Source organism: Acinetobacter sp. YH12231, assembly GCF_013417755.1.
Lineage (GTDB): Bacteria > Pseudomonadota > Gammaproteobacteria > Pseudomonadales > Moraxellaceae > Acinetobacter > Acinetobacter amyesii.
In genome coordinates this window covers 77196-101315 of record NZ_VPDJ01000017.1, presented here as the reverse complement: position 1 = coordinate 101315, position 24120 = coordinate 77196, and the positions used below count along the sequence as shown (strand labels likewise).

Here is a 24120-nt window from a genome sequence, read left to right as displayed (position 1 = left end):
ACTCACCCGTCCGCCGCTAGAAATCGGTAGCAAGCTACCTATTCCCGCTCGACTTGCATGTGTTAAGCCTGCCGCCAGCGTTCAATCTGAGCCATGATCAAACTCTTCAGTTTAAAATCAATAGTACATATAGTGTACCAATCTTGGCTCATCAATTACTGACAAAAATTTGCTCAAATAAACTTCGAGTAATTTCTACCATCAATCAATGAAAATAATTTCGATCAATCAACTAGTAAAAATCCACACAAGTTGTTCTTCATAATCTCTTAATGATCTTCTTAATGCTTCGTCAGCAAATAAGAAAACAACATCAAACAACTTAAAAACTTACGTTTATCGCTGTCTGCGTTGGTATGCAGCGTATTCTATAGAGTTTCAAAACAAACACAAGCCCCTATCATAGAAATTTCTATGATATTGTGCTTGAGTGTGTATTTTTTAAACTAAATGCAATTTATTGCTTATTTAAAGATCAATATATCCACATATTTTGCCTTATGAAAGACGAATTTTATAATTCTTGGTAATTTTTATATTCTTCAATCTAAAAAGCCCGTATTTCAACGGACTTTTCGAATAATACGAATTTTAAGAAAACCAATGAAGTTATGAAAGTGGCTTTAGTTTGCTTGCTCAGCCAACCAACTCATGAATTTTTGTCGTTCAGCTTTACTAGCCTTCTGCCAAAGCTGAATTAATTGTTGATCTGCCCCATTTTCATTAATAATCACATTTTTTGAAGCTACTACAGGAGATACTACGTTCGTTGGTTTTGCAGTTACAGATTGCGCATAAACAGGTGCTGGTTGATTTTCTGGCACAGCTTCTTTCTTCGTAAAATCTACTGCATTACCTAAAACACCATTGGAGAAAATCGTTTTTTGTTCTTTCTTCGCCCCAGCTTGCTGCACAAGTAATTGATTAGATCTGTCATACAAACCAAATATCGGCTGGTCTTTATATTTTTGCGCAGCATCAAAATCTTTTGGTGCATTGACTAGACCCAAACGATACTCTTGACCATCAATCAGTGCTGGAGTACGAATAGCGGCCACACCTGACTTTAAAATATCGTGAGAATTATCAGCATGTTGAAAAAATTCGCTATAACGTACAGTTAATAGGTTTTCACCTGCATCTAGCTTATATTTCTCTGTAGATCGAAATAAACCACCTGTAACTTCTTGATCATTAACTGCAACTATTTTGATTTCTTCCGGAACAGTCAAAGTTACAGCTGCAAATCCTGCACTACTTAACATCAGCGCTGTAGCTGCAACAGTTAATCTTAAAGTCATCATTATCACTCTTTATCAATTATTTAGTTTCGATTGCACTATGCAATGCATATGTGACAATCTTATGACATCTAACAATCACTGTATATTTAGTTTCAAGACATTATTTAGATATTCATTCAAGAATTTTGCATATAAAAAAAGGATGCTTAAAGCATCCTTTTTTAATTCATCACACCATCATTACTTGAAAGTTTTGAATCGTTCTTCATCTGCAATAAAGGTTTTTTCACCTGCAGGCGCTTCAATCGAACCAAAAACAAGCTGTGCACGTAGTTTCCATTGATCTGGCACATCAAATGCCGCAGCTGTTTCAGCATCAACAATTGGATTGTAATGTTGCAATGATGCACCGATATTTTTTTCAGCCAATGCCGTCCAAGTAGCAAATTGAGCAATCGCCGTTGAGTGTTCAGACCATACTGGGAAATTATCTGCATAAAGTGCAAATTGTTCTTGGAGTGCTTTTACTACAGCCTGATCTTCATAAAATAATGCTGTACCAAAACCTGCTGCAAAACTATTAATCTTGCCATTGGTTCCTTCAAATGCATCTGCAGGTACAATTTTACGTAAAGTTTCACGTACGATATTCCAGAATTTTTGATGTGCATCACCAAACAGAATAACAACACGAGATGTTTGAGAGTTAAATGATGATGGACTTAAACGTACAGCATTTTTAATGGTTTGCTCAATTTCATCTTGCGATAAACTCACGTTATTACCAATAGAATAGATTGTGCGACGTTGTTCGATTTGATTCAAGAATGACATTACAAGACCTCTTTTTATTTTCAATTAGCTTACTAAGTTGTGATTTATAATAGGTGATGTTTTTAACAGTTGCATGACTATATTTACAACATTGTGTCTTATTTCTAGAACAATCAGTTATAAGCATCTAAATACCTACAACTCACTTACATTCAGATTTTGGTTTCACTGATTTAGAATGCAGAGATCAAAGCAACTTACAGAACATAGAAATTACTCATAAATTCTAAACTGATCTTGATCTTCGAGTTCTAAACGTTCAGGCGCTTGACCTTCAATTGAACCAAAGACTAACTGCGCACGAAGCAGCCATTGTTTTGAAATATCAAAGTGTTCGGCAACGGCATAATCAATGTGTGGATTATAGTGTTGTAAACATGCGCCTAAACCTGCATCTGCGATCGAAGTCCATACTGCGAATTGCGCCATGCCAGACGTTTGCTCCGACCACACTGGAAAATCTTCTGCACTTAATGGCACTTTCTTTTGTAATTGTTGAATCACAACTTGATCTTCATAGAAAAGTACAGTTCCCAGGCCAGCTGCACACTGATCTATTTTGAGCGCCACACCTTCAAAAATATAACTCGCAACATTCTTGCGTTGTACGTCTTTTACAATGTCCCAAAATTTTTGATGAGATTCGCCAAATAAAACCACAATACGTGTGCTTTGCGAATTATATGCAGATGGACAGCTTCTTACGGATTCTTGAATCAGTTCCGCCAAATAAGCCTGACTGTAATGCACCTTCTTTCCAAGCTTGTAGATACTACGACGTTTCTTTAGTTGGTCGACAAATGACGCTTCTACTTCTTGTTCGGTAGTTTTCTTTTTTAATTTAAAATCTTTAGTGATATCCGCAGTCAATACATGACCAATTTTATCGAGTAACGCCACCCTAAACACCCCAAAGCAATTTTTATATATAACAATAATTCCTTACTTATTCTAAGGGTATATCAGGCTGAATTTTGACTATGATTTATTCACATGTTGCTTTTTAAATCAATCAGTAAGCTCAAAAACAAAAAACTCCGCATTTTGCGGAGTTTATGTGACATTTAACGCATTTTATTTATCAGTTTCAAATAATGCTGCGACAAATGATTTTGCTGAGAATGGACGCAAGTCATCAATTTTCTCACCTACACCAATAAAACGAATTGGCACATGGGTCCGGCTTGCAATATTAAATAACACACCACCTTTTGCTGTACCATCCAGTTTAGTAATAGTTAGACCTGTAAGCCCTACTGCCTCGTCAAACATTTCAACTTGGTTAATGGCATTTTGACCTGTGCCTGCATCTACCACTAACATCACTTCATGCGGAGCTGTAGCATCAATTTTTTGCATTACACGTTTTACTTTAGACAACTCTTGCATGAGGTGTCCTTTGTTGTGTAAACGACCTGCAGTGTCTGCAATCAGCACATCTACGCCTTTTGCACGAGCACTTTCAAATGCATCAAAAATAACAGATGCAGAATCTGCACCATGACCTTGCGCCACAACGGCAATATTATTGCGTTCGCCCCAAATTTGTAATTGTTCTGTGGCTGCTGCACGGAATGTATCACCAGCAGCCAACATTACTTTTTTACCTTCACCTTGTAAGCGTTTCGCTAATTTACCAATCGTGGTGGTTTTACCCACACCATTTACACCAACAACCAAAATCACATACGGATTTTTATTGCTGTCGATATGTAGCGGTTTAACACGTGGTGCAAGTAATGCCACCAGTTCTTCTTGAAGCGCTTTATATAAAGAGTGCGAATAGATTAAATCGCCACGTTCAGTACGTTCAGTTAAGTTCGCAATAATCGTTTTGGTTGCATCGACACCAATGTCAGCAACCAAAAGTTGCTCTTCAACTTCCTCTAAAAGTTCATCGTCAATTTCCTTCCCACCGATCAGGATATTCACCATGCCGTCTGCCAAGTTCTTACGTGACTTTGCTAGACCTTCTTTCATTCGACTAAAGAAGCCGCCTTTCGCCTTCGAGTCTTCAGTTTCTGACACTGTTTCTTGTAATGGTGCAGCAACGTCTTGCTGTACTTTCGGTGTCTCGATAATCGGCACATTTACCGCAGGTAAACTCGGTAGCGTGACATCGTCATCACCGATATCAGCATCAATCAAAAATTTATTCTGCCCATGAGATTGCTGTTGCATGCCGAATCCTTGAAAAGCACTGCGTTAAAAAAACCGATTCTATCATAAGTTATCTTAAATTGAGTCGATACACGCCTGTCAGAGCGAAGCACACTAAAAAACAACATGTTGAACTTGCAATCAAAATTAACTTTAGGAAAACTAGATAGCTATAAAATGCATTTTAATGGATTCCTTTGTGTCCCATAAAAACAGATTTTCTCCTTGTTTTTTTAAAACTTTATTTCGCTCTGCACTTCCTATCTGTGTCATCAGCAGTTGCCTTTGGTCAGCAACTCATCTACATGCAGACACACGTACCCAATTAACGCGTAGCACCTTTGAAACCACGCTTAAAAATGGCTTAAAGGTCATTATCCGTGAAGACCACCGTGCGCCGATGGTAATGACCCATATTTGGTATCGTGTTGGCAGTAGTGATGAGTCGGGCAATCTATTAGGGATCTCCCACGCGCTCGAACATATGATGTTTAAAGGAACCACCAAAGTTCCTAATGATGAATTTACACGTCTCAGCCGTATCTATGGCGGCAGCATCAACGCTGCAACCTTCACCAATTACACCAATTATTATCAGTTGTATCCTAAAGCCTATTTTCCTATGGCACTGGAGCTCGAAGCGGATCGTATGAGTAATTTACGATTGCAACAACAAGATTTCGAACCTGAAATTAAAGTGGTTATGGAAGAACGCCGACAGCGCACAGATGACAATCCTCGTTCTTTGGCTTATGAACGTTTCAAATGGATTTCTTATCCAACCAGTCACTATCGTCAACCCGTCATTGGACACATGAAAAATCTGCAAAACATCAAATTAGCAGATTTAAAACAGTGGTATAAAGATTGGTATACCCCAAACAACGCCATTTTGGTGATTGTCGGTGATGTCGATGCCGAAGCAGCAATACGTCAAGTTCAAAAATACTTTGGTGATATTCCATCACGTAAAACACCTGATCGTAACGATGTGATGGAATTCGAGCGTGTGGGCTATCGTCATATGGAACTAAATTTACCTGTACAAGTGCCCAATTTGTATATGGCGTGGAATGTACGCTCACTAGCTACCGCAAAAAACCCACAAGATGCTTATGCTCTCAATATTATTCGCAATATTTTAGACAGTGGTATTTCATCTCGCCTACAAGACAAACTGGTACGCGATAGAAAATTACTTACGGCTGTAAGTGTTTCTTATGATCCATACAATCGTGGAGACAGCTTGTTTACCATTTCAGCACTCCCTGCCGATGGCGTCAAAATGGAACAAGCTCAAAAAGCCATACAAGATGAAATCGACACTTTAAAAACAGAATTAGTCAAAACACCTGAAGTCGAACGTATCACCACACGTTTTGTCTCCAATTTAGTTTATAACCAAGATGACATCAGCAGCCAAGCCAAGACTATTGGCCACTTAGAAGTCAATGGACTCAGTTTCAGGCTCATGGACGAATTACCAAAACTATATGAAAACGTCAGCGCACAGGATATTCAACGTGTCGCCAATGCGTATTTTGTCCGAGAAAATTTAAGCACCATGTATTTACTTCCGGAACAAACGGAGACCCCTACAGCTGCAAATAAAGCAGATCAAACTACAAAACCTGCAAAAACAGAAGTTGTTATTCCAGAGCAACAGACCAGCTCAACCCAAAACACAGAAAGCGTCTTGTAAGGATTAGTGATGACTATTACGAAAATTTTATCCCTAAGCTTACTCACTGCGTTTGGCTCAATCCTCCATGCAGAAACTTATACGGAAAATGTTCCTGACCTCAACGATAATCCGAGCCAATTACAATCTATCCCCATGCTGCAAAGTTTAAAGAATTTACAGATTGATAAAGACTACCGTGCTCCACTCGTTCAAGTGCTGAAAAACCGAAATGGTGTGAATAGCCTGTTTGTTGAATCACAAGATCTACCCATGGTGGATATTCAACTGACCTTTAATGCAGGTTCTGCTCGTGATGAAGAAGTCGGAAAAGGCTTGTATGGTGTTGCCAACATGGCTGCACGTTTAATCGATGAAGGCACAGAAAAATACAATGCAACGCAAATTGCCTCGGTTTTTGACCAAACAGGTGCTCAATTTAGCGTACAAGCACATCGAGATATGTTTGTCGTTCGGCTGCGCGTATTATCAGACCCTAAAAAATTAGAACCTGCTTTAAGTATGATGATGGACGTGATTAAAAATGCGACTTTTAAAACCTCCAGTCTAAACTTAGCTCTCAGTAATAACCAAGCTGGTCAGAAGCAACTCCAAGAAAGCCCTAGTCGCTTAATGAATATTCGATTCTATCGGGCTGTATACGGCACACACCCTTATGCAGAACCGATTACGGGAACCAATGGCAGTATCAAAAAAATCACCCCAGACATTTTAAAAAAGTTTCGTGATCAATTTTTAGTTGCTCAAAACTTGAATATTGCCATTACAGGCAAACTCAGCAAAAAAGAAGCTCAGAACCTAGCAGAACGTATTTCTGGAAACTTAAAGCAAGGCGAAAAAGCCAAGGCACTTGCACAACCAGAAGAAAAACAAGGGTTTGATATTATCCATCTTTCCTACAATTCCACCCAAGCCAACGTCATATTTGGACATTTAGGGACGACCCGTGATAACAAAGATCGATTAGCCTTAGAAGTAGCCAATCGAATGTTTGGCGGTGGAGGTTTTAACTCGGTCCTCATGCAAGAGCTTCGTGTCAAACGTGGCTATACTTATGGTGCCTATAGTGCATTTAGCTTTAGCCAAGCACCCGGTATCTTTAGCTTTAGCTATGGAACACGTCAAGATCAGCTTATAGATAGTATTCGAGTGGCACATAAGGCTTTTAATGATTTTGTCAAAATGCCTATTGATCAAAAACAAATGGAAGAAACCAAAGCCGGTATGCTGCGTGCTTTTCCAAATAATTACAGCAGTAATGCAACGATCAATGCACAGCTTGGTCTATTGGGCTTTTATCAACAAGACCCAGATTATTTGACCCAGTACCCTAAATTATTGGAAAAAATAACTGTAGCTGATGTACAAAATGCGGTTCGTACCTACATGCACCCTGAAAATATGACGGTGATTGTGGTGAGCAAAACCTTAGATAAAAATGAAGTACAGCAGATATTGGAGGATAATGTACAAGCAGCTCCAACCAAGATTATCCCTGCGACTAAGGCTGTTCCTCTGCCAAAGCCGGAAGTTGATGTGCCCGTACAGACTCCATCTGATAAGCATGCATCAATTTAAGATAAGCACCCACACGAATGCGATCTTGCTGTCTCAGCAGCATCGCCATTTCCTGTGTTTCAGGATAACTTTGCTGCAACGCAAGTCGTGACACGTTTTGGTATTGCTGTACAGAAATAGGACGATATAAGGCAATCACAGCCAATACCAAAATCACTACGATCACGACTGAAACAAAGATATTATAAATTTGCTCTAGCTGTATTTTAGATTTGAATTGAATAATTTTTTCTAAATCAATAGTCATACACTACCTCAGGTTCAAAGTAGTGTATGGCTGACGTTCAAGAAGTTCAAGTCACAGCGCTTAAAACTGCATCAGTCCACTGTTTCAGTCTGTGAGTTAGCTAAACAATTTAATGAATAATGGTACGTATCACCGCAAAATAAAGAATCAATGCAATAATCGCCAAAACGATAAATACTGCAAAAATACTCATTCCACCTTCTGCATGCGCTGGATGTAAGTCATCATCATCGGCGATTTTGAGTAATTCTCCATTATATGCATTGTAAAATTCTAAGCGCTGTGCCTTATCTAAATCCCGTGTGAAATCATATACACGTTTGCGCTGTGCCAAACCAAAATCCCCTAAATGAATCTCCTGATGAAAAATTGCTTCATCAAGATTGCGACGATGTAGATGTGCCAACTCCACAATTTGCGCTAATGTCGGAGGATAATCTAAAGTTAAACCGTCTAAAACTCTTGTCATTTTACTTCTCCTTATTATCTACAACTTCTTATGATAGTATTTTACTCACGAAAACAATTGTCCATTGTTTAATCATGTAAACCATAGCAAATTAGAAATATTTACGTGAATAGTTGACAATTCAAGATAATTGTAATATTAGTTTAATAATACTTAGTTAAATTAGTTAATAGGGCTAAAGAATGGGCCCTTAATGATCATAATTAGAATAAGGAGTTAAATATGATTCAACAATTCTCTCAACATGAACTCGAACATGTATACGCAAATGCGGTAAACACAATTCAATCTCAAATGAACTTCAGCGATGCAGTTCATGAATTGGAAAATGCAGCTCGTGCTGGACATGGTAAAGCAGCGTTATTTTTGGCTGAACTTTATTATCAAGGCTTCCGCGTAGAACGTGACTCACTCAAAGCGCAATATTGGCAGAACATGGCCACCTTGCAAGCATAACAAAACGTCACTAAGGTGGCGTTTTTTACACCCTTCAACTTTTAACTACATAAATTCTTACAATCAAGTTCAAAGCTTACACAGCTTTTTCATAAGAATTTCCTACAATAGGAGCAACATCAACAACACGCTGCATATGATGTCTAAATTAAAGCAATATAAACCTATTCCAAAAGATTTATTTTTCAAAATTAGTATTTTAAAAACCATGATGTACTGTGGAGTCCTTTGGGGTCTCTACCACCAACAAGGTTGGGCAATGACCAGCGATCAAGATCATATTATCTTCCCGTTTTGGCTAAATGGCATTCAAGCGCATAAATATGCCAAAAAGCATTGGCCCAACTACACTCCACGACGCATTACACCAGAAGATTTTGAGGCATCGCTATTACCGACATTAACACGCCTTAAAGTCATCCCTGCGTTGCATAGCTCTAGCCATATCCGTCTCAAGCTCACAACCTCGCAAATGCGTTTATTCTTTTTTAACCAAGATAAGATTCAAATGGCATAAAACCCTCAGTGCATGCTTGACCTCAGCATGCACTGAAAAGTATTTGCTTTTTTCAAATTTCGCGTTAATTTAAATTAAACAAAAACTACTATAAAGGAATGAAAATATGACTACAGTTGCCCAAGTACTTAAAGACAAAGCTTATCAAGAAATTTACACCATCACCCCAGATGCGACTGTACTCGAAGCCATTTCCCTGATGGCACAAAAAGGCATTGGTGCCCTCATTGTGACCCATGAAGGCACGGTCGTTGGGATTTTGTCTGAGCGTGATTACACACGTAAAATCGCCCTGATGGAAAGAACCTCTTTCGATACCTCTGTCAGCGAAATCATGACCGGTAGTGTCATCACTGTAACAAGTGCAGCGACTGTCGAAGAATGTTTAGAACTCATGACAGATCGCCATTTACGTCATTTACCTGTCGTTGAGGAACAGAAATTGACTGGCTTAATCTCCATCGGTGACCTTGTAAAAGCAGCAATGGATGATCAACGAAAACTGATCGAACAACTTCAACAATATATTTCAGGCTAAACTCAAAAATCCCCCTTGATAAGCTTTAAGGGGGAATTCTAAATATCAATAATTTTATATAACTCACATTTTGTAATGACATACACATTACAAATTAATTACTTTTCTCAATTTCCTTTCTTATGTTGAAACCTGCTTTAGATAAATTAGCCCACCTTGATGCCATCATTTTAGAATTGGAACGCTTGATGGTTTCTATGAAAGACGATGAACTGCTGCAATACGAAAGACGATGAGCTGCTGCAATACCACCGACGTACGATCAATTTAGAGATTGCATCTTCTATCACAGAAATTTTAGATGCAAAGGCAATTATTTATGCACTACATCCTGAGTTAATTTCAATTTCATCAAGCTTTGACCATATTTTTTATAAAAATTACGTCAAAAAAAATATCCCAGTTAAAAACCTGGGATACTTCGAATATAGATCGGGCTATACAACTGCAAAAGATTTTTGCATCATCAACAGATGATGAGCAACTTAGTCTTTTTTAATGGCAGTAATTAATTTAAACCTAATTTTTCAGCCACATAGTCTGAGTCTTTATCGCCACGGCCTGAAACGTTAACGACAATCTTCACATCTTTGGCAAGATTTGGCGCTTCACGAATTGCCCAAGCAACCGCATGTGAACTTTCTAGTGCAGGAACAATACCTTCCACACGTGAGAGCGTCATGAAGGCATCTAAACATTCTTGGTCTGTCGCTGTTGTATATTCAACACGGCCTAGGTCTTTTAACAAACTATGTTGTGGCCCCACTCCTGGATAGTCCAAACCTGATGCAATTGAATGCACTGGCAAAGGCTCACCCTGTTCATCTTCAAGGACATAACATGCCATGCCATGAATTTGACTTGGCTTACCCAATGTTAACGTCGCAGAGTGCATATTGGTATCTAAGCCATGACCTGCAGGTTCTACACCCACAAGTTTTACATCGGTGTCATTGAGGAATGCTGTAAATGCACCGACAGCATTTGAACCACCGCCCACACATGCAACCACATAGTCAGGATTTGCACCAAATCGATCATTGGCTTGAACTTTAATTTCATCTCCAATAATTGACTGGAAGTCACGAACCATTTTCGGGAATGGATGTGGGCCAACCACTGAACCAATCGCATAAATAAAATTGGTTGGATCTTTTAAATATTCTTCAAAAGCGCTATCTACTGCATCTTTAAGCGTAGCTGTACCACGTGTAACAGAGATAAGGTTGGCACCTAAAATCTTCATTTTCACCACGTTTGGATGTTCTTTTTCAATATCCACTTGCCCCATGTGAATTTCACATGGAATGCCCACTAAGGCACAAGCCGTTGCCAATGCTACACCATGCTGACCTGCGCCGGTTTCAGCAATCACTTTGGTTTTACCCATGTATTTTGCTAATAAGGCTTCGCCAAGGCAGTGGTTAATTTTATGCGCGCCAGTATGGTTGAGGTCTTCACGCTTGAGGTAGATTTGTGCACCACCTAATTTGTCAGACAAGCGCTTCGCATAAAACAATGGGCTTGGACGTCCAACATAGTGTGCAAACAACTCTTTCAATTCATTTTGAAATTCTTCTGTATGACGAATTTGCTCATAAGCAACATTAATGTCATCCATTGCCTGTTTTAAATCTGGTGGAATGAACTGCCCACCGTATTCACCGAAGAAACCTTCTTCATTAGGTAATGCGATACCATTAATTTGATGATCCATCATATTTCCTTCATGTTGTATGCAAAACAAAGACTTTTAAATACTATCCAATTTTGAAAATAAGAAACAATGCAAAATTGGAGTAAGTAATATAAACATCATTGATAAGAAAAAGTATCGTTTTTAACGCTTTAGCGCGCTAAATATTTCGTCATATCTTCCACACCTTTTAGGGTCATCGGGAACATATGATCTTCAAAGATTTGTTTAATCGCAGCTATGGTTTGGGTGTAATGCCAATAACTTTCTTCTTCAGGGTTTAGCCACGCTGTTTTATCAAAATGATTGCGTAAGCGCTGTAACCACACCTGACCCGCTTCATCATTCATATACTCCACAGAACCACCTACAGAATTCAATTCATAAGGTGCCATACTCGCATCACCGACCACGATGACACGGTAATCTCGCCCATAGGTATTGAATAGATCCCATGTATTCATACGCGTGCTTGAACGGCGAATATTATCTTTCCACACATAGTCATATAAACAGTTATGGAAATAGAAATACTCCAATGTTTTAAATTCAGTTTTTGCAGCGGAAAAGAGCTTCTCACATTGGGCAATATGTGAATCCATCGAGCCCCCAACATCAAAAAGCATCAAGACTTTAATACGGTTACGTCGTTCTGGAACCAACTGCACATCCAAAATACCCTGTTTGGCAGTTTCACGAATGGTTCCGTCGATATCCAGCTCTTCTGCTGCACCTTGACGGGCAAATTTACGCAAACGACGCAAAGCCATCTGCATCTGACGACTGCCGAGAATCTGCTCATCATCTAGGTTTCGGTATTGACGTTGTTCCCACACTTTCACCGCAGATCGTTTACGACCAGGCCCACCAATACGCACGCCTTCAGGATGGTCGCCATAGGCACCAAACGGGGACGTACCACCCGTCCCAATCATCCGATTACCACCTTGATGCTTTTTATGCTGCTCGCGCAAACGCTCTTCAAGCATTTTCATCAGTTCTTCTAATGATCCAGCTTTTTTTAGTTCTTCTCGTTGTTCAGGTGTCAAATGCTTTTCGATGAGCTCTAGATCAAACCAATCCTTTGGCAGTTTATGCACCTGATTTAATAGTTCATCCAAATCAAAGGTGGCAATACCGTCAAAATAGTCTTTCATTGCGCGGTCGAACTTATCAAAGTAACGTTCATCTTTGACCATGACGGTTTTTGCAAGCTGATAAAATTCATTTTGATCTGCAAAGACCAGCCCTGCTGCCACTGCTTGGTTCAAGTCAATCAATTCACGAGTTGAAACAGGAACACCGTATTTTCGAAGGGTATAAAACAATCGCACAAACATAGGCGAATAAAATCCAATAAAAATTAAATATCAGGAGGTCAAATCCAGTGTGAATGCATGTGATCTTGTTATTTCATCTGCAACTGAGTCTTGCCTTACATCCACCATTATGAAAAATTGATCCCTACAAGTAAAGCCAAAAGCTTTTACTGCGTGTTCATATACGTTGCCCTACTACCCAAAGAAACACATACAGCATGATTTATTCGCAAATCGCATTTCTATTGTTAAGCGATTGTTTAAGAGTTTCATATTTGTGCTGAACATCGAGACGATCTTGCTGTAACTTTTCAATGGTTACGATTTTATGAAAACCTTGATGGTTTCTATAGCGGTTAAAGTCTCTTAGATTCAAGATCACAAAATCATAGTATTTCAGCTCGAGTACAGTTGCAGCACAGGCCTTTTGTTGAATGGTCGTTTGAGCTACAAGATGACCTGATTGATCGATGAGTTTTTCTTCAAGCTGATGTTCTGCAACTTGCGCCCAATACGCATCTTGGAGTAGCTGTTGATGCTGCTGTTCAAACTGAGCATCATCCATCGCATAGCTATAACTAGATAAATACAAGCTCGCAGCCAACAAGAGCACAGTTGACTTAAATCTCCTAGGTACAGCTATATGTACACCTGATACGTATGCGCTTGTCTGCATAATTCACCTTTATATTTTTTAATGCTCAAAATAAAAGCCGGATAACCGGCTTTTAAATCTTTGATAAAATTAATAGCAATTAACGACGTGACATAAATGCTAGACGTTCAAGCAATTGCACATCTTGTTCGTTCTTAATCAAGGCACCATAAAGCGGTGGAATTGATTTTGATTTATCTGTATTGCGTAAAATATCTTCTGGCATATCATCAGCCATCAGCAAACTCAACCAATCAATCAACTCAGAAGTTGAAGGCGGTTTCTTTAAACCCGGAACTTGACGTAATTTAAAGAAAATTTGCAGTGCTTCAGAAACCAAGGTATTTGAAATATTTTCAAAATGCACATCGATGATTTCACGCATGGTTGCTTCATCAGGGAATTCAATATAATGGAAGAAACAACGACGCAAAAAGGCATCTGGAAGTTCTTTTTCATTATTTGAAGTAATGATCACGATTGGACGTTGTGTTGCCGTAATCGTTTCACCTGTCTCGTACACAAAGAATGACATTTTATCGAGTTCGTGTAGCAAATCATTAGGGAATTCGATATCTGCTTTATCAATTTCGTCAATTAGAAGTACACAACGTTCTTCACTGGTAAACGCTTCCCAAAGTTTACCCGGCTTAATATAGTTTTTGATGTCATAAACACGGTCATCGCCCAACTGACTATCACGCAGACGAGATACGGCGTCGTACTCGTACAAACCTTGTTGAGCCTTGGTCGTCGATTTGATATGCCACGTAATGAGCTTAAGGCCTAAACTTTCAGCCACTTGTTCGGCTAAAAGTGTTTTACCTGTCCCCGGCTCACCTTTAACCAAAAGTGGCTTTTGCAATGAACGTGCAGCTTTTACTGCAAGTTTTAAGCTATCGGTCGCAATATATTGATCTGTACCAGTAAATTGTTGAGTTTCAACAGACATGACATAACCTTATTTTTTTATTTAAAGCGGTGAAATTTTCTTGTTTACAACGTGCTGTGGTTTCGCTGCATTGTATTTGGTCCAAAAATAACCGAGGACTAAACCAATACCCACCACAAAGAGAATCAGCGATAGATTCAACCAAACCAATGGCTGATCTTTTGTTAATACACCAAAAATCAAACCAAAAATCGCAGGTGCGATGGCTGCATTTGAACCTTCAGAAACGGTTGGTGTTAATAAAATAGCAAATACGATAAGCCAACCAATGGCACCGATCGTTTTGGGTAAGCGCTTCATCAGCCCATACCAACACAACAAAGCAATTACAGCCCCACCTAGGTAAACCGTAATTGCAATACTGCTTTCAGGAATTGAGTCCAATACCGATACTACACCATTCATTTTCACAACTCCTGAATTAACTTAAGCGCCGCGCAAGCCTTCTGGCTCAACTGCATTTGGGTCAATTAAACCTTCTGGAGGCATTTGAATAAAGAACCCTTTTGTTTCAATTGAATCTAGTACATGCAATACGTTCACACGTGCAAGTTTGCGTGATTCACTGAGTTCTAGATCCATGACAAATGTGGCACGACCAAATGCTGTACGTAAAGCATCAGGCATTACTGCAAGCGGATCAGTCGCTTCAGTTTCGTTTTCATTAACTTCAGGACGGGCAATATAAAGATACATTTCATCTTTTTTGCTCGATTTGTAGATAGAACAGTACATAATTGAATCAATACTCATTAAACGCAAGGCAAAGGATACATCAAAAAAAAGACTGATACATTAGTGTTTATTAACGCATCAGTCGTGAATTTGTATAAGTGATAGTTCTTTAATCAATCAGAACTTATTCCAACACTTTCATTTGACCAGAAAGATAACTTTCATCGGCATGCAGCACTTCAATTAAAGGCTTCGTCAGCAAATCATAGCGCCAGCCCAATAGATAGCTCGGTAAATCCTGTTCATCATTATGAAATACCACATGCTGATACAAGGCATTTAACCATTTTTTGCGCATTAAAACTTCTTTAGGCACAGAGGTTTCTTGTACTGCACGGTGAATAACGGTATCGACGCGCGAACCAATATCCTGAGACGAATGACGAATTGGACGTGCCATACGCAGCGGCCATTCAGCTTGCTCAGGTAAAAACTTCAACAAATCTAAAATAATTTTACCATGCTCACGCACAATGTTCGGACGAATGTCTTTTACGGCACTCAATTGAAAATTATTTTTTGGATTTTTTTCAACCATATCAATGATAGTTGAGTTTTTAAGAATAAAGCTACGTGGCTGATTTAAGGCTTTCACCATTTGCTCACGCCAAACGGCCAATTGCTGAATTTGCATGAGCTGTCGACGTGAATGTCGATAATTACCAATATCGTGATACAACATATGGATCGGCGTTTCAGTGCCAATTTCATAAGTTAAATTTTTGCAGTCCTCAAGCACACAATTTAATAAACTTTTCGCAGCCAATTCATTCTGAATCGTATGGCTTAAATTCATTAAATAATGTACATCATTCGCTGCATAGTTCAATTGCTCGGCACTGAGTGGACGAGCCAACCAATCTGAACGTGTCTGATCTTTATCTATATCTACATCGAGCATAGTTTTTAAGGCATTTTGATAGCTGACTTGTAAGCCATGCCCTAAAAATGACATCCCAACTTGTGTATCAAAGACATTTTCTAAAGACTTATGCTGTGCATAGTGATAAATCAGGTCGATATCTTCACTACAAGCATGAAAAATGTTTTGCTGAGCCGCAAATAATTTTTGCCAGAATTGGCTTAAATCGAGGGTTGTACCATCAAGTAAATACACCTGATTTTGTACATTAATTTGGAAAAGTCCAAGTTTGGGCCACAGGGTATCTACTTTTATAAACTCGGTGTCGAGTCCGTAAATCGAGCTTTGGTCCATAAGATTTAAAACAGAATTTAAATCTGGCTGATTTTGAATGAATTGATACATAAGTTGCTGAGTCTAATTTTAGATGCTCTATGAGCTTATATTAACTGATATATATTATTTATCTATAAGGAAAAACGTTATTTTAGTGACTTATTTCCTTTAATTGGCTTTTTTATTCATTGTAAACAAAAACTTTAATCGTTATTAAGTATAAATAATTAGGTGAAAATTATACAAAGCGAAACGAGTTTCGCTCTATAGTTACTTCATTCGCATTCGGTTATGCACGGCCTGACTTAAGGTATGACTATCCACATATTCAAGCTCACCACCCTGTGGTACTCCCTGTGCAATACGGGTCATTTGTATTGGTAAATGTTTAGTCGCTTCAACCAAATAATGTGCTGTCGCTTGACCTTCAACTGTTGCATTGGTCGCCAAGATCACTTCCTGCACTTTACCATCACTTAGTCGTTGAATTAAATATGGGATACCAATTTCGTCGGGGCCAATACCGTCGAGTGGCGACAAATGCCCACCCAATACATGATATTTCCCTCTAAAACTGCCACTTTGCTCGATTGCCATGACATCTGCAGGAGATTCAACCACACAAAGCAGTTGATCATCACGCTCTGAAGAGACGCAAATGTTGCATACTTCATCTTCAGTCAATGAATGGCAAATGGAACATTCATGAATATAGTTGGTTGCTTCAGTCAAGGCATGTGCCAGACCAACAGCACCCTCCCTATTTTTCATGATTAAGTGCAGTGCCATACGTTGAGCCGACTTAGGCCCAACGCTTGGCAAAATACGCAATGCCTGTACAAGTTGATCAAAACGATCACTAAACATTCAACGTATTCCTTAGAATAAACCTGAAAGGCCAGGTGGAAGCCCCATACCCGAGTTTGCAGATTTCAGTTTTTCTTCTGAAATCGCTTCAGCTTGACGTGAAGCATCATTCATTGCTGCTGCAATTAAGTCTTCAATCATATCTGCATCATCTTGAAGTAGTTCAGGATTGATTTCGATACGTTTCACTACATGACGTGCAGTCATAGTAACTTTAACCAGACCACCACCTGCTTCAGCGTGAACTTCAACTTGTGCAAGCTCTTCCTTGGCTTTTTTAATGTTGCTCTCAACTTCTTTTTGCATGCGTTGAGCTTGCTGCATGAGCATATTAATGTTCATAAAAATCTCCGAACAAAACTGATGAATTCACTTTAGATAAGATCTAAACCGCGTGAAAGATCGCGAATAATATCATTAATATCTTCTAAACCAACAGATACGCGAATTAAACCTTCGCTAATCCCTGCTGCTTTTTTCGCTTCTGCAGACATTCTGCCATGAGAAGTCGTTGCAGGATGGGTAATTGTTGATTTTACATCACCCAAGTTACTTGTAATAGAAAGGAACTTGGTATTATCAATCACGGTCCAAGCACCTTCACGTTCGCCTTTGGCAACAAACGACACAACTCCGCCAAAGCCTTTTTGTTGCTTTTTCGCCAACTCATGACCTTCGTGATTTGGAAGTCCAGCATAGTACACTTTTTCAACTTTCGGGTGTGCATCCAACCATTCAGCTAAAGTCTGAGCACTTGCACAGTGAGCTTTCATACGTAAGCTTAAAGTTTCTAGGCCTTTCAGGAAGATCCATGCATTGAATGGACTCATCGAGTTACCCAGTGTACGAATAACACCTGTAATCTCTTCCATCAATTTTGCACTACCTACAACAGCACCACCGAGCGCACGACCTTGACCATCAATATATTTTGTTGATGAGTAGATCACGAGGTCCGCACCAAATTTAATCGGTTGCTGCAACACTGGTGTACAGAAAGTATTATCGACTGCAAATAATGCCCCATGCGCATGTGCAATATCGGCAATTGCTTGTAAATCACCTACTTGAGCTAATGGGTTTGACGGTGTCTCAATAAACAATAGGCGTGTAGTTGGACGAATCGCTTGTTTCCAAGCATCTAAATCTTCCAAATCAACAAAAGTCACGTCAACGCCAAATTTGATGACATATTTTTCAAACAGAGAAATGATCGAACCAAAGACCGCACGAGAACACACCACATGATCGCCAGCTTTCAAATATGCCAAAGTGATCGCGTGTACGCCTGCCATACCCGAACTTGTCGCAACTGCGGCTTCAGCACCATCCAAAACAGCTAAACGTTTTTCGAACGCTTGTACAGTTGGATTGGTATAACGTGAATAGGTATTGCCTTCAATTTGACCTGAAAATTTTGCTGCGGCATCTGCTGCACTTTCACAAACAAATGATGAAGTCAGGAAAATTGGCTCGCTATGTTCACCCTCAAAAGTACGAGTATGACCTGTACGAATCGCTAAAGTCTCTAATTGGTATTCGATGTCGTCTTGTTGGCTCATCTGTATTACTCAGTCGCGAAGAACTGCCTTTGTGAAGAATTGCCAATATTTTGAGCGTCTAAGCTATTTAAGGTCAAGGTAAAATACGAAATTATCGCTTAGACTTCGACCAATCCTACAAGGACTTAGGCAATTGACAGTTATGCACCCTTTCAAACAGAAATTTCTAGCGCAGCAAAAGAAAATTAAACACCTGTCTACACGTGTGTTTAATGCAAAATCGCTGGTCCTTTCTCAATCAACACCCTATGAAGTAATTACTGAATATAAACATGCAAAAGTTCGGTATTACGCTTCGCCTGATCGTAAATACAAAGAACCCTTAGTATTTGTTGCTCCACTAGCCATCAATATGGCGATTTATGATTTGTATCCATATCGCTCATTGGTGAAACATTTTCAACACAGTGGCTTTGATGTCTATTTGTTGGAATGGGGAAAATTAAACTATCAAGATCGATTCTTAAATTTTCTATCGTTTATTGATGATGTGATTCCACATTGTATTGATCAAATTTGTGAGCATGCAGATAGTCGATACATCTCGCTACACGGTTGGAGTATGGCTGGAGTCTTTGTCACGCTGTATACCGCATTACATCAACCTGAACATGTTAAAAATCTAATGGTGATGGGCGCACCGATTGATAGCTATGCCTCAGGTCGTATCGGAAAGTTATTTCAAAAAACCAGTCGCTTGCTTTCACGTAGTAAGAATTTACAAGATACGGTCTACACTGGGAAAATTCCTAAACATTTTATCCATACACCGGGCGTACTCAATGCGATTGGATTTAAAATCGTCGATCCAATGGGTTGGTTCAAAAGCCAAAAACAATTTCTTTCCAACTTAGATAATCTGCATGATCTGTATGAACATGCAACCATGGGCGATTTTCTCAATCACATGATTGACTATCCTGGTGGCATTAACCAAGACATGGTATTCAATGTTTGGCTGCAAAATCCGCTTAAAAACGGCATTATTCAATTGAAAGATAAAGTTATTCAATTAAAAAATATCCACTGTTCATTGTTAATTGGCGCGGGTTCTACCGATCAAATCGTTACGGCAGATGCAGCAAGTCCTTTAGGCGAATTGACAAGTAGTCAAGATGTCACGTTTACTCTCATTCCCGGTGGTCACCTCGGCCTGATGTCGAGTCAAAAAAGTGCCAATCAATTTTGGCCAACTTTGACCCAGTGGCTTACACAAAGATCCAGTTTATTGAAATAAAAATTTAGAGGGTAAAGATGATTCAGTCAGTTGCATTTATCGGATTGGGCGCAATGGGTTACCGTATGGCAGCGCACCTACCAAAACAGTTCGACACGGTTTATGTCTGGAATCGAAACTTTACCAAGGCAGAACAACATGCTGCTGAATTTGGTACGCAAGCGGTTGCTTTAGAGCAAGCAATACAAGCGGACATTATTTTTTCCTGCCTACCCATCAGCCAAGATGTTGAAAATTTAATTGCGAGTGTAACGCTGAAATCAGGCTCGATTTGGGTCGACTGTACCAGCGGTGTACCCGAATCTGCAAAAAAACTCGCTGCTGCCTTAAAGCAGCAAAATATTGCATTCTTAGATGCCCCTGTGAGTGGACAAACCATTGGCGCTGAAACGGGAACATTAACCGTCATGATTGGTGGTGACAAAGTAGCCTTTGAACGTGCATTACCTGCGATCCAAACATTTGGCAAACTGATTAAACATGTGGGTGAACCGAGTGCGGGTTTTGCCGTCAAAGCTGTAAACAACATGTTAATGGCTGTAAATCTTTGTGCAGTTGCTGAAGGATTCACCACCTTAAAAGCGCATGGCGTGGACTTACATGAAGCACTCGATTGTATTAATGCGTCGAGCGGTAAAAGTAATGTGACTGAAACAGTTTTACCGCAGCGCGTACTGAATCGTAGCTTCCCATTAACCTTTGCACTTCCATTACTTGCAAAAGATACGGGAATTGCTGTTGATCTGGTGCGACAAGCAAAACTTTCAGCACCGGTGCTCTCTTTGACGCAAAATTTAATCCAAGCAGCAAGCGATCAAGCTGAAGAAAACAGTGATTTTTCAAGCGCTATGATTATGTATGAAAAATGGAGTAAAATTACAATTGAGTAATAACTCGCCATTGAATAACGATAAATAACCATCATATTGTACTCTAGTGTCATAACACACATTGTTACAAATGACAGAGGAAACTCGCATGAACAAATTTACCCTCGCAACTTTGCTAGGTGCTGTAACTTTAATCGGGGCTTCTACTGCTGTTTTAGCATCTGAGCAAGAATGCCAAAAGTTGAAAAATGACCATGATGTGATTTATGCATCGAAAGGTTTCTGCTTTAAAGATCCTGACGCTAAAGCGAAGTTTGGCAATGACAATTGCTACACAACTAAGCCTAAATTTTCAGAAAAAGAGCAACAACGACTTGACGCGATCAAAGATCGTCAGAAAGAATTGAACTGTAAATAATTACGATTCAATTCGCTCAAGGAATTTAGCAATGACTTATGATGATCAAAATATTTTTGCTCGGATTTTACGCGGAGAACTTCCTGCGTTTAAAGTCTATGAAGATGATCAAGTACTCGCTTTTATGGATGTCATGCCACAGGCCGAAGGTCATACGCTCGTAATTCCTAAAACCCCTGCTATTACGCTGCTTGATTTAGATCCAGAAGCGGCTGCTTATACCATTCAGGTAGCTCAAAAAGTTGCAAAAGCAATGGAAAAAGCCTTAGACGTGAAAGGTATCGTATTGATGCAGTTGTCTGGCGCTGCTGCGGGTCAAACTGTTCCGCATGTGCATTTCCACCTAATTCCGACTTCAGTGCATGAATTAGGTAAACATGCCGCACAAATGGGCGACATGGAAAAAATTAAAGCTATTGGCGAAAAAATCAAAGCAGCACTTTAAGTCCAATTGAGTTTAAAGTGATGATCAATGGAGCTTCGGCTCCATTTTTTTATGTTTAGAATATTGTGCCAAGTCATTTTAACTGCAAAATTTAATATTTAAAAATAACTATAAATATTTAATAAATATCAATCTTTATAAATAAAAATACAATTTAAACCAAAAATCACCTTTCACCGTTTTGAAATATTTCCTTAATAGAACTGTCTTATTTGTAATGAATACTTAGCGCCATTAGATAGCGAAATTACTTCTAGCCAAGCTACTGATAAAACATATTGATATGACTGGAAAAGTCTTCTGGAGCTTCAAATGAAAAAAAATCTATGTGCATTAGCAATCGGGGCAACAATTCTTACACCAATGATGGCATCTGCTGCAGATGTAAAAATTTATGGCCGTGCACATGTCTCTCTTGACTATCTAGATGATGGTAAAGATTACAACGAAGTTGGTCTTTCTTCTAACGCTTCACGCTTAGGCTTCAAAGTAGATCAAAAAATTAATGATGACCTCAACGTATTCGCTCAAATTGAGCAAGAAGTAAACTTTGCAAGCGGTAGCCAAGACAGCAAAGGTGTAGATTTTTCAACACGTGACACATTCGTGGGTTTAAAAAGTTCAACTTATGGTCAAGCACGTGTAGGTCGTTTTGACAGCCCATTTAAAGTCGCACGTAGCCCTGTGAACTTCTTCGGTGACATGGTTGGTGACGTTCGTAACGTAACACGTGTAGGCAACTTAAAATTTGATGAACGTAATGAAAACACCATTGAATATAAATCGCCAAAATTTGGCGGTGGTTTCAATGTATTGGCTGCAATGTCAATGCATTCAGGTACACAAATTGACCGTGAAGCAGATGGCGAAGGCAAAGATGATAACAAAGCCTATGATCTTGCTCTAACTTATAAAGAAGGCCCTATTGATTTTGCAGCAGCTTACGAAAAGTATGATGAAAATGCAGCAAACGCAGCTGGTGGTGCAAGTCGTGATGCATTGCGTATTGCTGGTGCATATAAGTTAACTGAAGAATTTAACTTGGGTGCGTTATACCAAATTGCCAAACACGACAACAATACAGCCAACCCAGATGCGCAAGTTTTCGGTGTAGCTGGCGAATATAAAGTAACGCCTAAAACCTCAGTACGCGGTGAATACTTCTACCGTGACGTAGATGCTGATGATGCCAATGCAAGCTTGATCGGTGTGGGTGTAGAACATAAGTTGGATAGCACATTACGCGTATACAGCAACTTAGCAACTGTGCTTAACGACAAAAACTCTAAACTCAATCCTTGGAAAGAAGGTCGTAGCTTCGGTAACGGTATCTCAGGTATCGGTGATGAAAATGCAACTGCACTTTCTCTTGGTCTACGTTACGACTTCTAAGCTGCAATATCTCCCCCAAAAGACATACTCCGGTATGTCTTTTTTACTCTTAAATTCAAAAAAGAAGAGCAACAAAGATTAAATTATTAGAGAGAAGCAAGTTGAGTTCGCATTTTGCTTCCGACCGGTCAAAGTTGCATCATGAACTATACTCATCTCACTCAAGAACAAAGATATCAAATATACAACTCGTTATGCAGAGGTTTTTCTAAGGCTGTACTAGCTCAAATCTGATCTGACGGTTACCAATTGCTTAAGGCTGTACCGCTTAGTAACCACCTTCTGTTTTCATCACTTGGGTATCTGTTTTATACTTCGATAAAAGCTCACGTAACGAATTCATGAGCACACTGGTGTCGACACCCACGGCAACAAATTCTGTGCCTAACTCGATATACTTCTGAGTCACATCATGCTGTGTCGACAAAATACCTGCTGCTTTACCCGCCTTACGTATACGCTGAATTGCATCAATCACGGTTTTTTGTACTTCAGGATGGTTCGAATTCCCCTGATAACCCATCGTCGCCGACAAATCCACCGCACCAATAAATACCCCATCGATGCCATCAATTTTCAGTATTTCATCTAAGTTTTTAATCCCCTCAACCGACTCAATCTGAATCAGTAAACAGATATTTTCATGTGCAGTTGCATAGTAGTCAGGAATACTGTTCCAACGTGTTGCACGTGCTAATGCTGCACCTACTCCACGAATACCTTCAGGTGGATAACGTACTGCCTTAACCATAAGTTGAGCTTGTTCAACAGTTTCAACCATAGGAATCAGCAAGGTTTGCGCACCGATATCCAACAATTGTTTAATCAGTTGCACACTACCAATTGGAGGTCGAACTACGGCTTGCGAAGGATATGCTGCAATACTTTGCAATTGCGACAATGTCGTCCGTAAGTCACTTGGTGCATGCTCGCCATCAATTAGCAACCAGTCATAACCTGCATTTGCAGCTATTTCAGTCCCATAAGCATCGGCTAATCCGACCCATAAACCAATCTGCTGTTCGGTTTTTAATTTTTTCTTGAAATGATTGGTGTAATCCATCGCTGC

At 39.4% G+C, this 24120-nt stretch carries 26 protein-coding genes, 1 rRNA gene and 1 pseudogene; 10 read left to right on the top strand and 18 right to left on the bottom strand.

Translation table 11 applies throughout. From position 1 onward, the window contains the following. The 5 genes from FTV11_RS11850 to ftsY form a co-directional block, all read right to left on the bottom strand. Positions 1-113 (bottom strand): 16S ribosomal RNA (locus FTV11_RS11850); the annotation flags it as partial. Positions 114-623: 510 nt separating this feature from the next. Continuing rightward, positions 624-1301 (bottom strand): DUF2057 domain-containing protein, encoded by a 678-nt coding sequence (locus FTV11_RS11845; protein ID WP_180074048.1) that lies wholly within the window; start codon positions 1299-1301, stop codon positions 624-626. A gap of 183 nt (positions 1302-1484) precedes the next feature. Next, a complete protein-coding gene (locus FTV11_RS11840) occupies positions 1485-2078 on the bottom strand; it encodes a nitroreductase family protein (RefSeq protein WP_180007270.1) in 594 nt (197 codons plus the stop codon). Between the two features lie 213 nt (positions 2079-2291). After that, a complete protein-coding gene (locus tag FTV11_RS11835) occupies positions 2292-2978 on the bottom strand; it encodes a nitroreductase family protein (protein ID WP_180007271.1) in 687 nt (228 codons plus the stop codon). Between the two features lie 174 nt (positions 2979-3152). Next, the gene (gene ftsY, locus FTV11_RS11830) at positions 3153-4259 is read right to left on the bottom strand and encodes a signal recognition particle-docking protein FtsY (RefSeq protein ID WP_180074045.1); all 1107 of its coding nucleotides are present in this window, start codon (positions 4257-4259) and stop codon (positions 3153-3155) included. Positions 4260-4509: 250 nt separating this feature from the next. On the opposite strand from ftsY, the pseudogene FTV11_RS11825 reads away from it, so the two are divergent. Both FTV11_RS11825 and FTV11_RS11820 read left to right on the top strand, forming a co-directional pair. Further along, positions 4510-5823: pseudogene (locus tag FTV11_RS11825) on the top strand (M16 family metallopeptidase); the annotation flags it as partial. A 126-nt stretch (positions 5824-5949) separates the two neighbouring features. Then, entirely contained in the window at positions 5950-7518 is a 1569-nt protein-coding gene (locus FTV11_RS11820) for a pitrilysin family protein (protein ID WP_180074043.1), read from the top strand. On the opposite strand, the gene FTV11_RS11815 is transcribed toward FTV11_RS11820, so the two are convergent. After that, positions 7442-7765, bottom strand: coding sequence for a hypothetical protein (locus tag FTV11_RS11815; RefSeq protein ID WP_180022712.1), 324 nt, complete (start codon positions 7763-7765; stop codon positions 7442-7444). The genes FTV11_RS11820 and FTV11_RS11815 overlap by 77 nt on opposite strands. Positions 7766-7874: 109 nt before the next feature. Next, complete coding sequence (locus tag FTV11_RS11810) at positions 7875-8234, bottom strand: hypothetical protein (protein ID WP_111884936.1); 360 nt, start codon at positions 8232-8234, stop codon at positions 7875-7877. A gap of 222 nt (positions 8235-8456) precedes the next feature. Between FTV11_RS11810 and FTV11_RS11805 the strand changes: the two genes are divergently transcribed. The 3 genes from FTV11_RS11805 (at position 8457) to FTV11_RS11795 (ending at position 9745) form a co-directional block, all read left to right on the top strand. Further along, positions 8457-8690: a hypothetical protein gene (locus FTV11_RS11805; RefSeq protein WP_180022713.1), complete on the top strand. Its 234-nt coding sequence runs from the start codon at positions 8457-8459 to the stop codon at positions 8688-8690. Positions 8691-8829: 139 nt separating this feature from the next. Beyond that, positions 8830-9207, top strand: a complete 378-nt coding sequence (locus FTV11_RS11800; RefSeq protein ID WP_078188495.1) for a DUF2750 domain-containing protein — start codon at positions 8830-8832, stop codon at positions 9205-9207. 106 nt (positions 9208-9313) lie between these two features. Then, positions 9314-9745 carry a CBS domain-containing protein gene (locus FTV11_RS11795; protein WP_180074042.1) on the top strand — a complete coding sequence of 144 codons (432 nt, stop codon included), beginning with the start codon at positions 9314-9316 and terminating at the stop codon, positions 9743-9745. Positions 9746-10253: 508 nt separating this feature from the next. Here the strand turns inward: FTV11_RS11795 and trpB are convergent. From trpB to FTV11_RS11745, 10 genes are all read right to left on the bottom strand, one after another. Next, positions 10254-11462 carry a tryptophan synthase subunit beta gene (gene trpB, locus FTV11_RS11790; protein ID WP_180074047.1) on the bottom strand — a complete coding sequence of 403 codons (1209 nt, stop codon included), beginning with the start codon at positions 11460-11462 and terminating at the stop codon, positions 10254-10256. A 131-nt stretch (positions 11463-11593) separates the two neighbouring features. Beyond that, positions 11594-12781, bottom strand: coding sequence for a VWA domain-containing protein (locus FTV11_RS11785; protein ID WP_180011244.1), 1188 nt, complete (start codon positions 12779-12781; stop codon positions 11594-11596). A 202-nt stretch (positions 12782-12983) separates the two neighbouring features. Next, positions 12984-13436: a hypothetical protein gene (locus FTV11_RS11780; protein ID WP_180074041.1), complete on the bottom strand. Its 453-nt coding sequence runs from the start codon at positions 13434-13436 to the stop codon at positions 12984-12986. Positions 13437-13515: 79 nt separating this feature from the next. Further along, positions 13516-14367 (bottom strand): MoxR family ATPase, encoded by an 852-nt coding sequence (locus tag FTV11_RS11775; protein ID WP_078188501.1) that lies wholly within the window; start codon positions 14365-14367, stop codon positions 13516-13518. 21 nt (positions 14368-14388) lie between these two features. Then, positions 14389-14772 (bottom strand): hypothetical protein, encoded by a 384-nt coding sequence (locus FTV11_RS11770; protein ID WP_078193907.1) that lies wholly within the window; start codon positions 14770-14772, stop codon positions 14389-14391. 21 nt (positions 14773-14793) lie between these two features. Next, complete coding sequence (locus FTV11_RS11765; protein ID WP_078188503.1) at positions 14794-15102, bottom strand: YcgL domain-containing protein; 309 nt, start codon at positions 15100-15102, stop codon at positions 14794-14796. 124 nt (positions 15103-15226) lie between these two features. Further along, entirely contained in the window at positions 15227-16369 is a 1143-nt protein-coding gene (locus FTV11_RS11760) for an HRDC domain-containing protein (RefSeq protein ID WP_180074040.1), read from the bottom strand. 201 nt (positions 16370-16570) lie between these two features. After that, positions 16571-17167 (bottom strand): recombination mediator RecR, encoded by a 597-nt coding sequence (gene recR / locus FTV11_RS11755; protein WP_078188505.1) that lies wholly within the window; start codon positions 17165-17167, stop codon positions 16571-16573. Positions 17168-17179: 12 nt separating this feature from the next. Beyond that, entirely contained in the window at positions 17180-17509 is a 330-nt protein-coding gene (locus FTV11_RS11750) for a YbaB/EbfC family nucleoid-associated protein (RefSeq protein WP_180074039.1), read from the bottom strand. A 32-nt stretch (positions 17510-17541) separates the two neighbouring features. Further along, a complete protein-coding gene (locus tag FTV11_RS11745) occupies positions 17542-18729 on the bottom strand; it encodes an O-succinylhomoserine sulfhydrylase (protein ID WP_180040989.1) in 1188 nt (395 codons plus the stop codon). 142 nt (positions 18730-18871) lie between these two features. On the opposite strand from FTV11_RS11745, the gene FTV11_RS11740 reads away from it, so the two are divergent. The 5 genes from FTV11_RS11740 to FTV11_RS11720 all read left to right on the top strand — a co-directional run bounded on the left by FTV11_RS11740 (position 18872) and on the right by FTV11_RS11720 (position 23051). Continuing rightward, positions 18872-19966 carry an alpha/beta fold hydrolase gene (locus FTV11_RS11740; RefSeq protein ID WP_180074038.1) on the top strand — a complete coding sequence of 365 codons (1095 nt, stop codon included), beginning with the start codon at positions 18872-18874 and terminating at the stop codon, positions 19964-19966. A 17-nt stretch (positions 19967-19983) separates the two neighbouring features. Next, complete coding sequence (locus FTV11_RS11735) at positions 19984-20856, top strand: NAD(P)-dependent oxidoreductase (protein WP_180074037.1); 873 nt, start codon at positions 19984-19986, stop codon at positions 20854-20856. An 88-nt stretch (positions 20857-20944) separates the two neighbouring features. After that, positions 20945-21214 carry a YARHG domain-containing protein gene (locus FTV11_RS11730; RefSeq protein ID WP_078188510.1) on the top strand — a complete coding sequence of 90 codons (270 nt, stop codon included), beginning with the start codon at positions 20945-20947 and terminating at the stop codon, positions 21212-21214. Positions 21215-21245: 31 nt separating this feature from the next. Then, positions 21246-21659: an HIT family protein gene (locus FTV11_RS11725; RefSeq protein WP_078188511.1), complete on the top strand. Its 414-nt coding sequence runs from the start codon at positions 21246-21248 to the stop codon at positions 21657-21659. A 312-nt stretch (positions 21660-21971) separates the two neighbouring features. Beyond that, the gene (locus FTV11_RS11720) at positions 21972-23051 is read left to right on the top strand and encodes a porin (RefSeq protein ID WP_180063089.1); all 1080 of its coding nucleotides are present in this window, start codon (positions 21972-21974) and stop codon (positions 23049-23051) included. Positions 23052-23319: 268 nt separating this feature from the next. On the opposite strand, the gene hpaI is transcribed toward FTV11_RS11720, so the two are convergent. Beyond that, positions 23320-24114, bottom strand: a complete 795-nt coding sequence (gene hpaI, locus FTV11_RS11715; RefSeq protein WP_168379673.1) for a 4-hydroxy-2-oxoheptanedioate aldolase — start codon at positions 24112-24114, stop codon at positions 23320-23322. Positions 24115-24120: the final 6 nt, after the last annotated feature.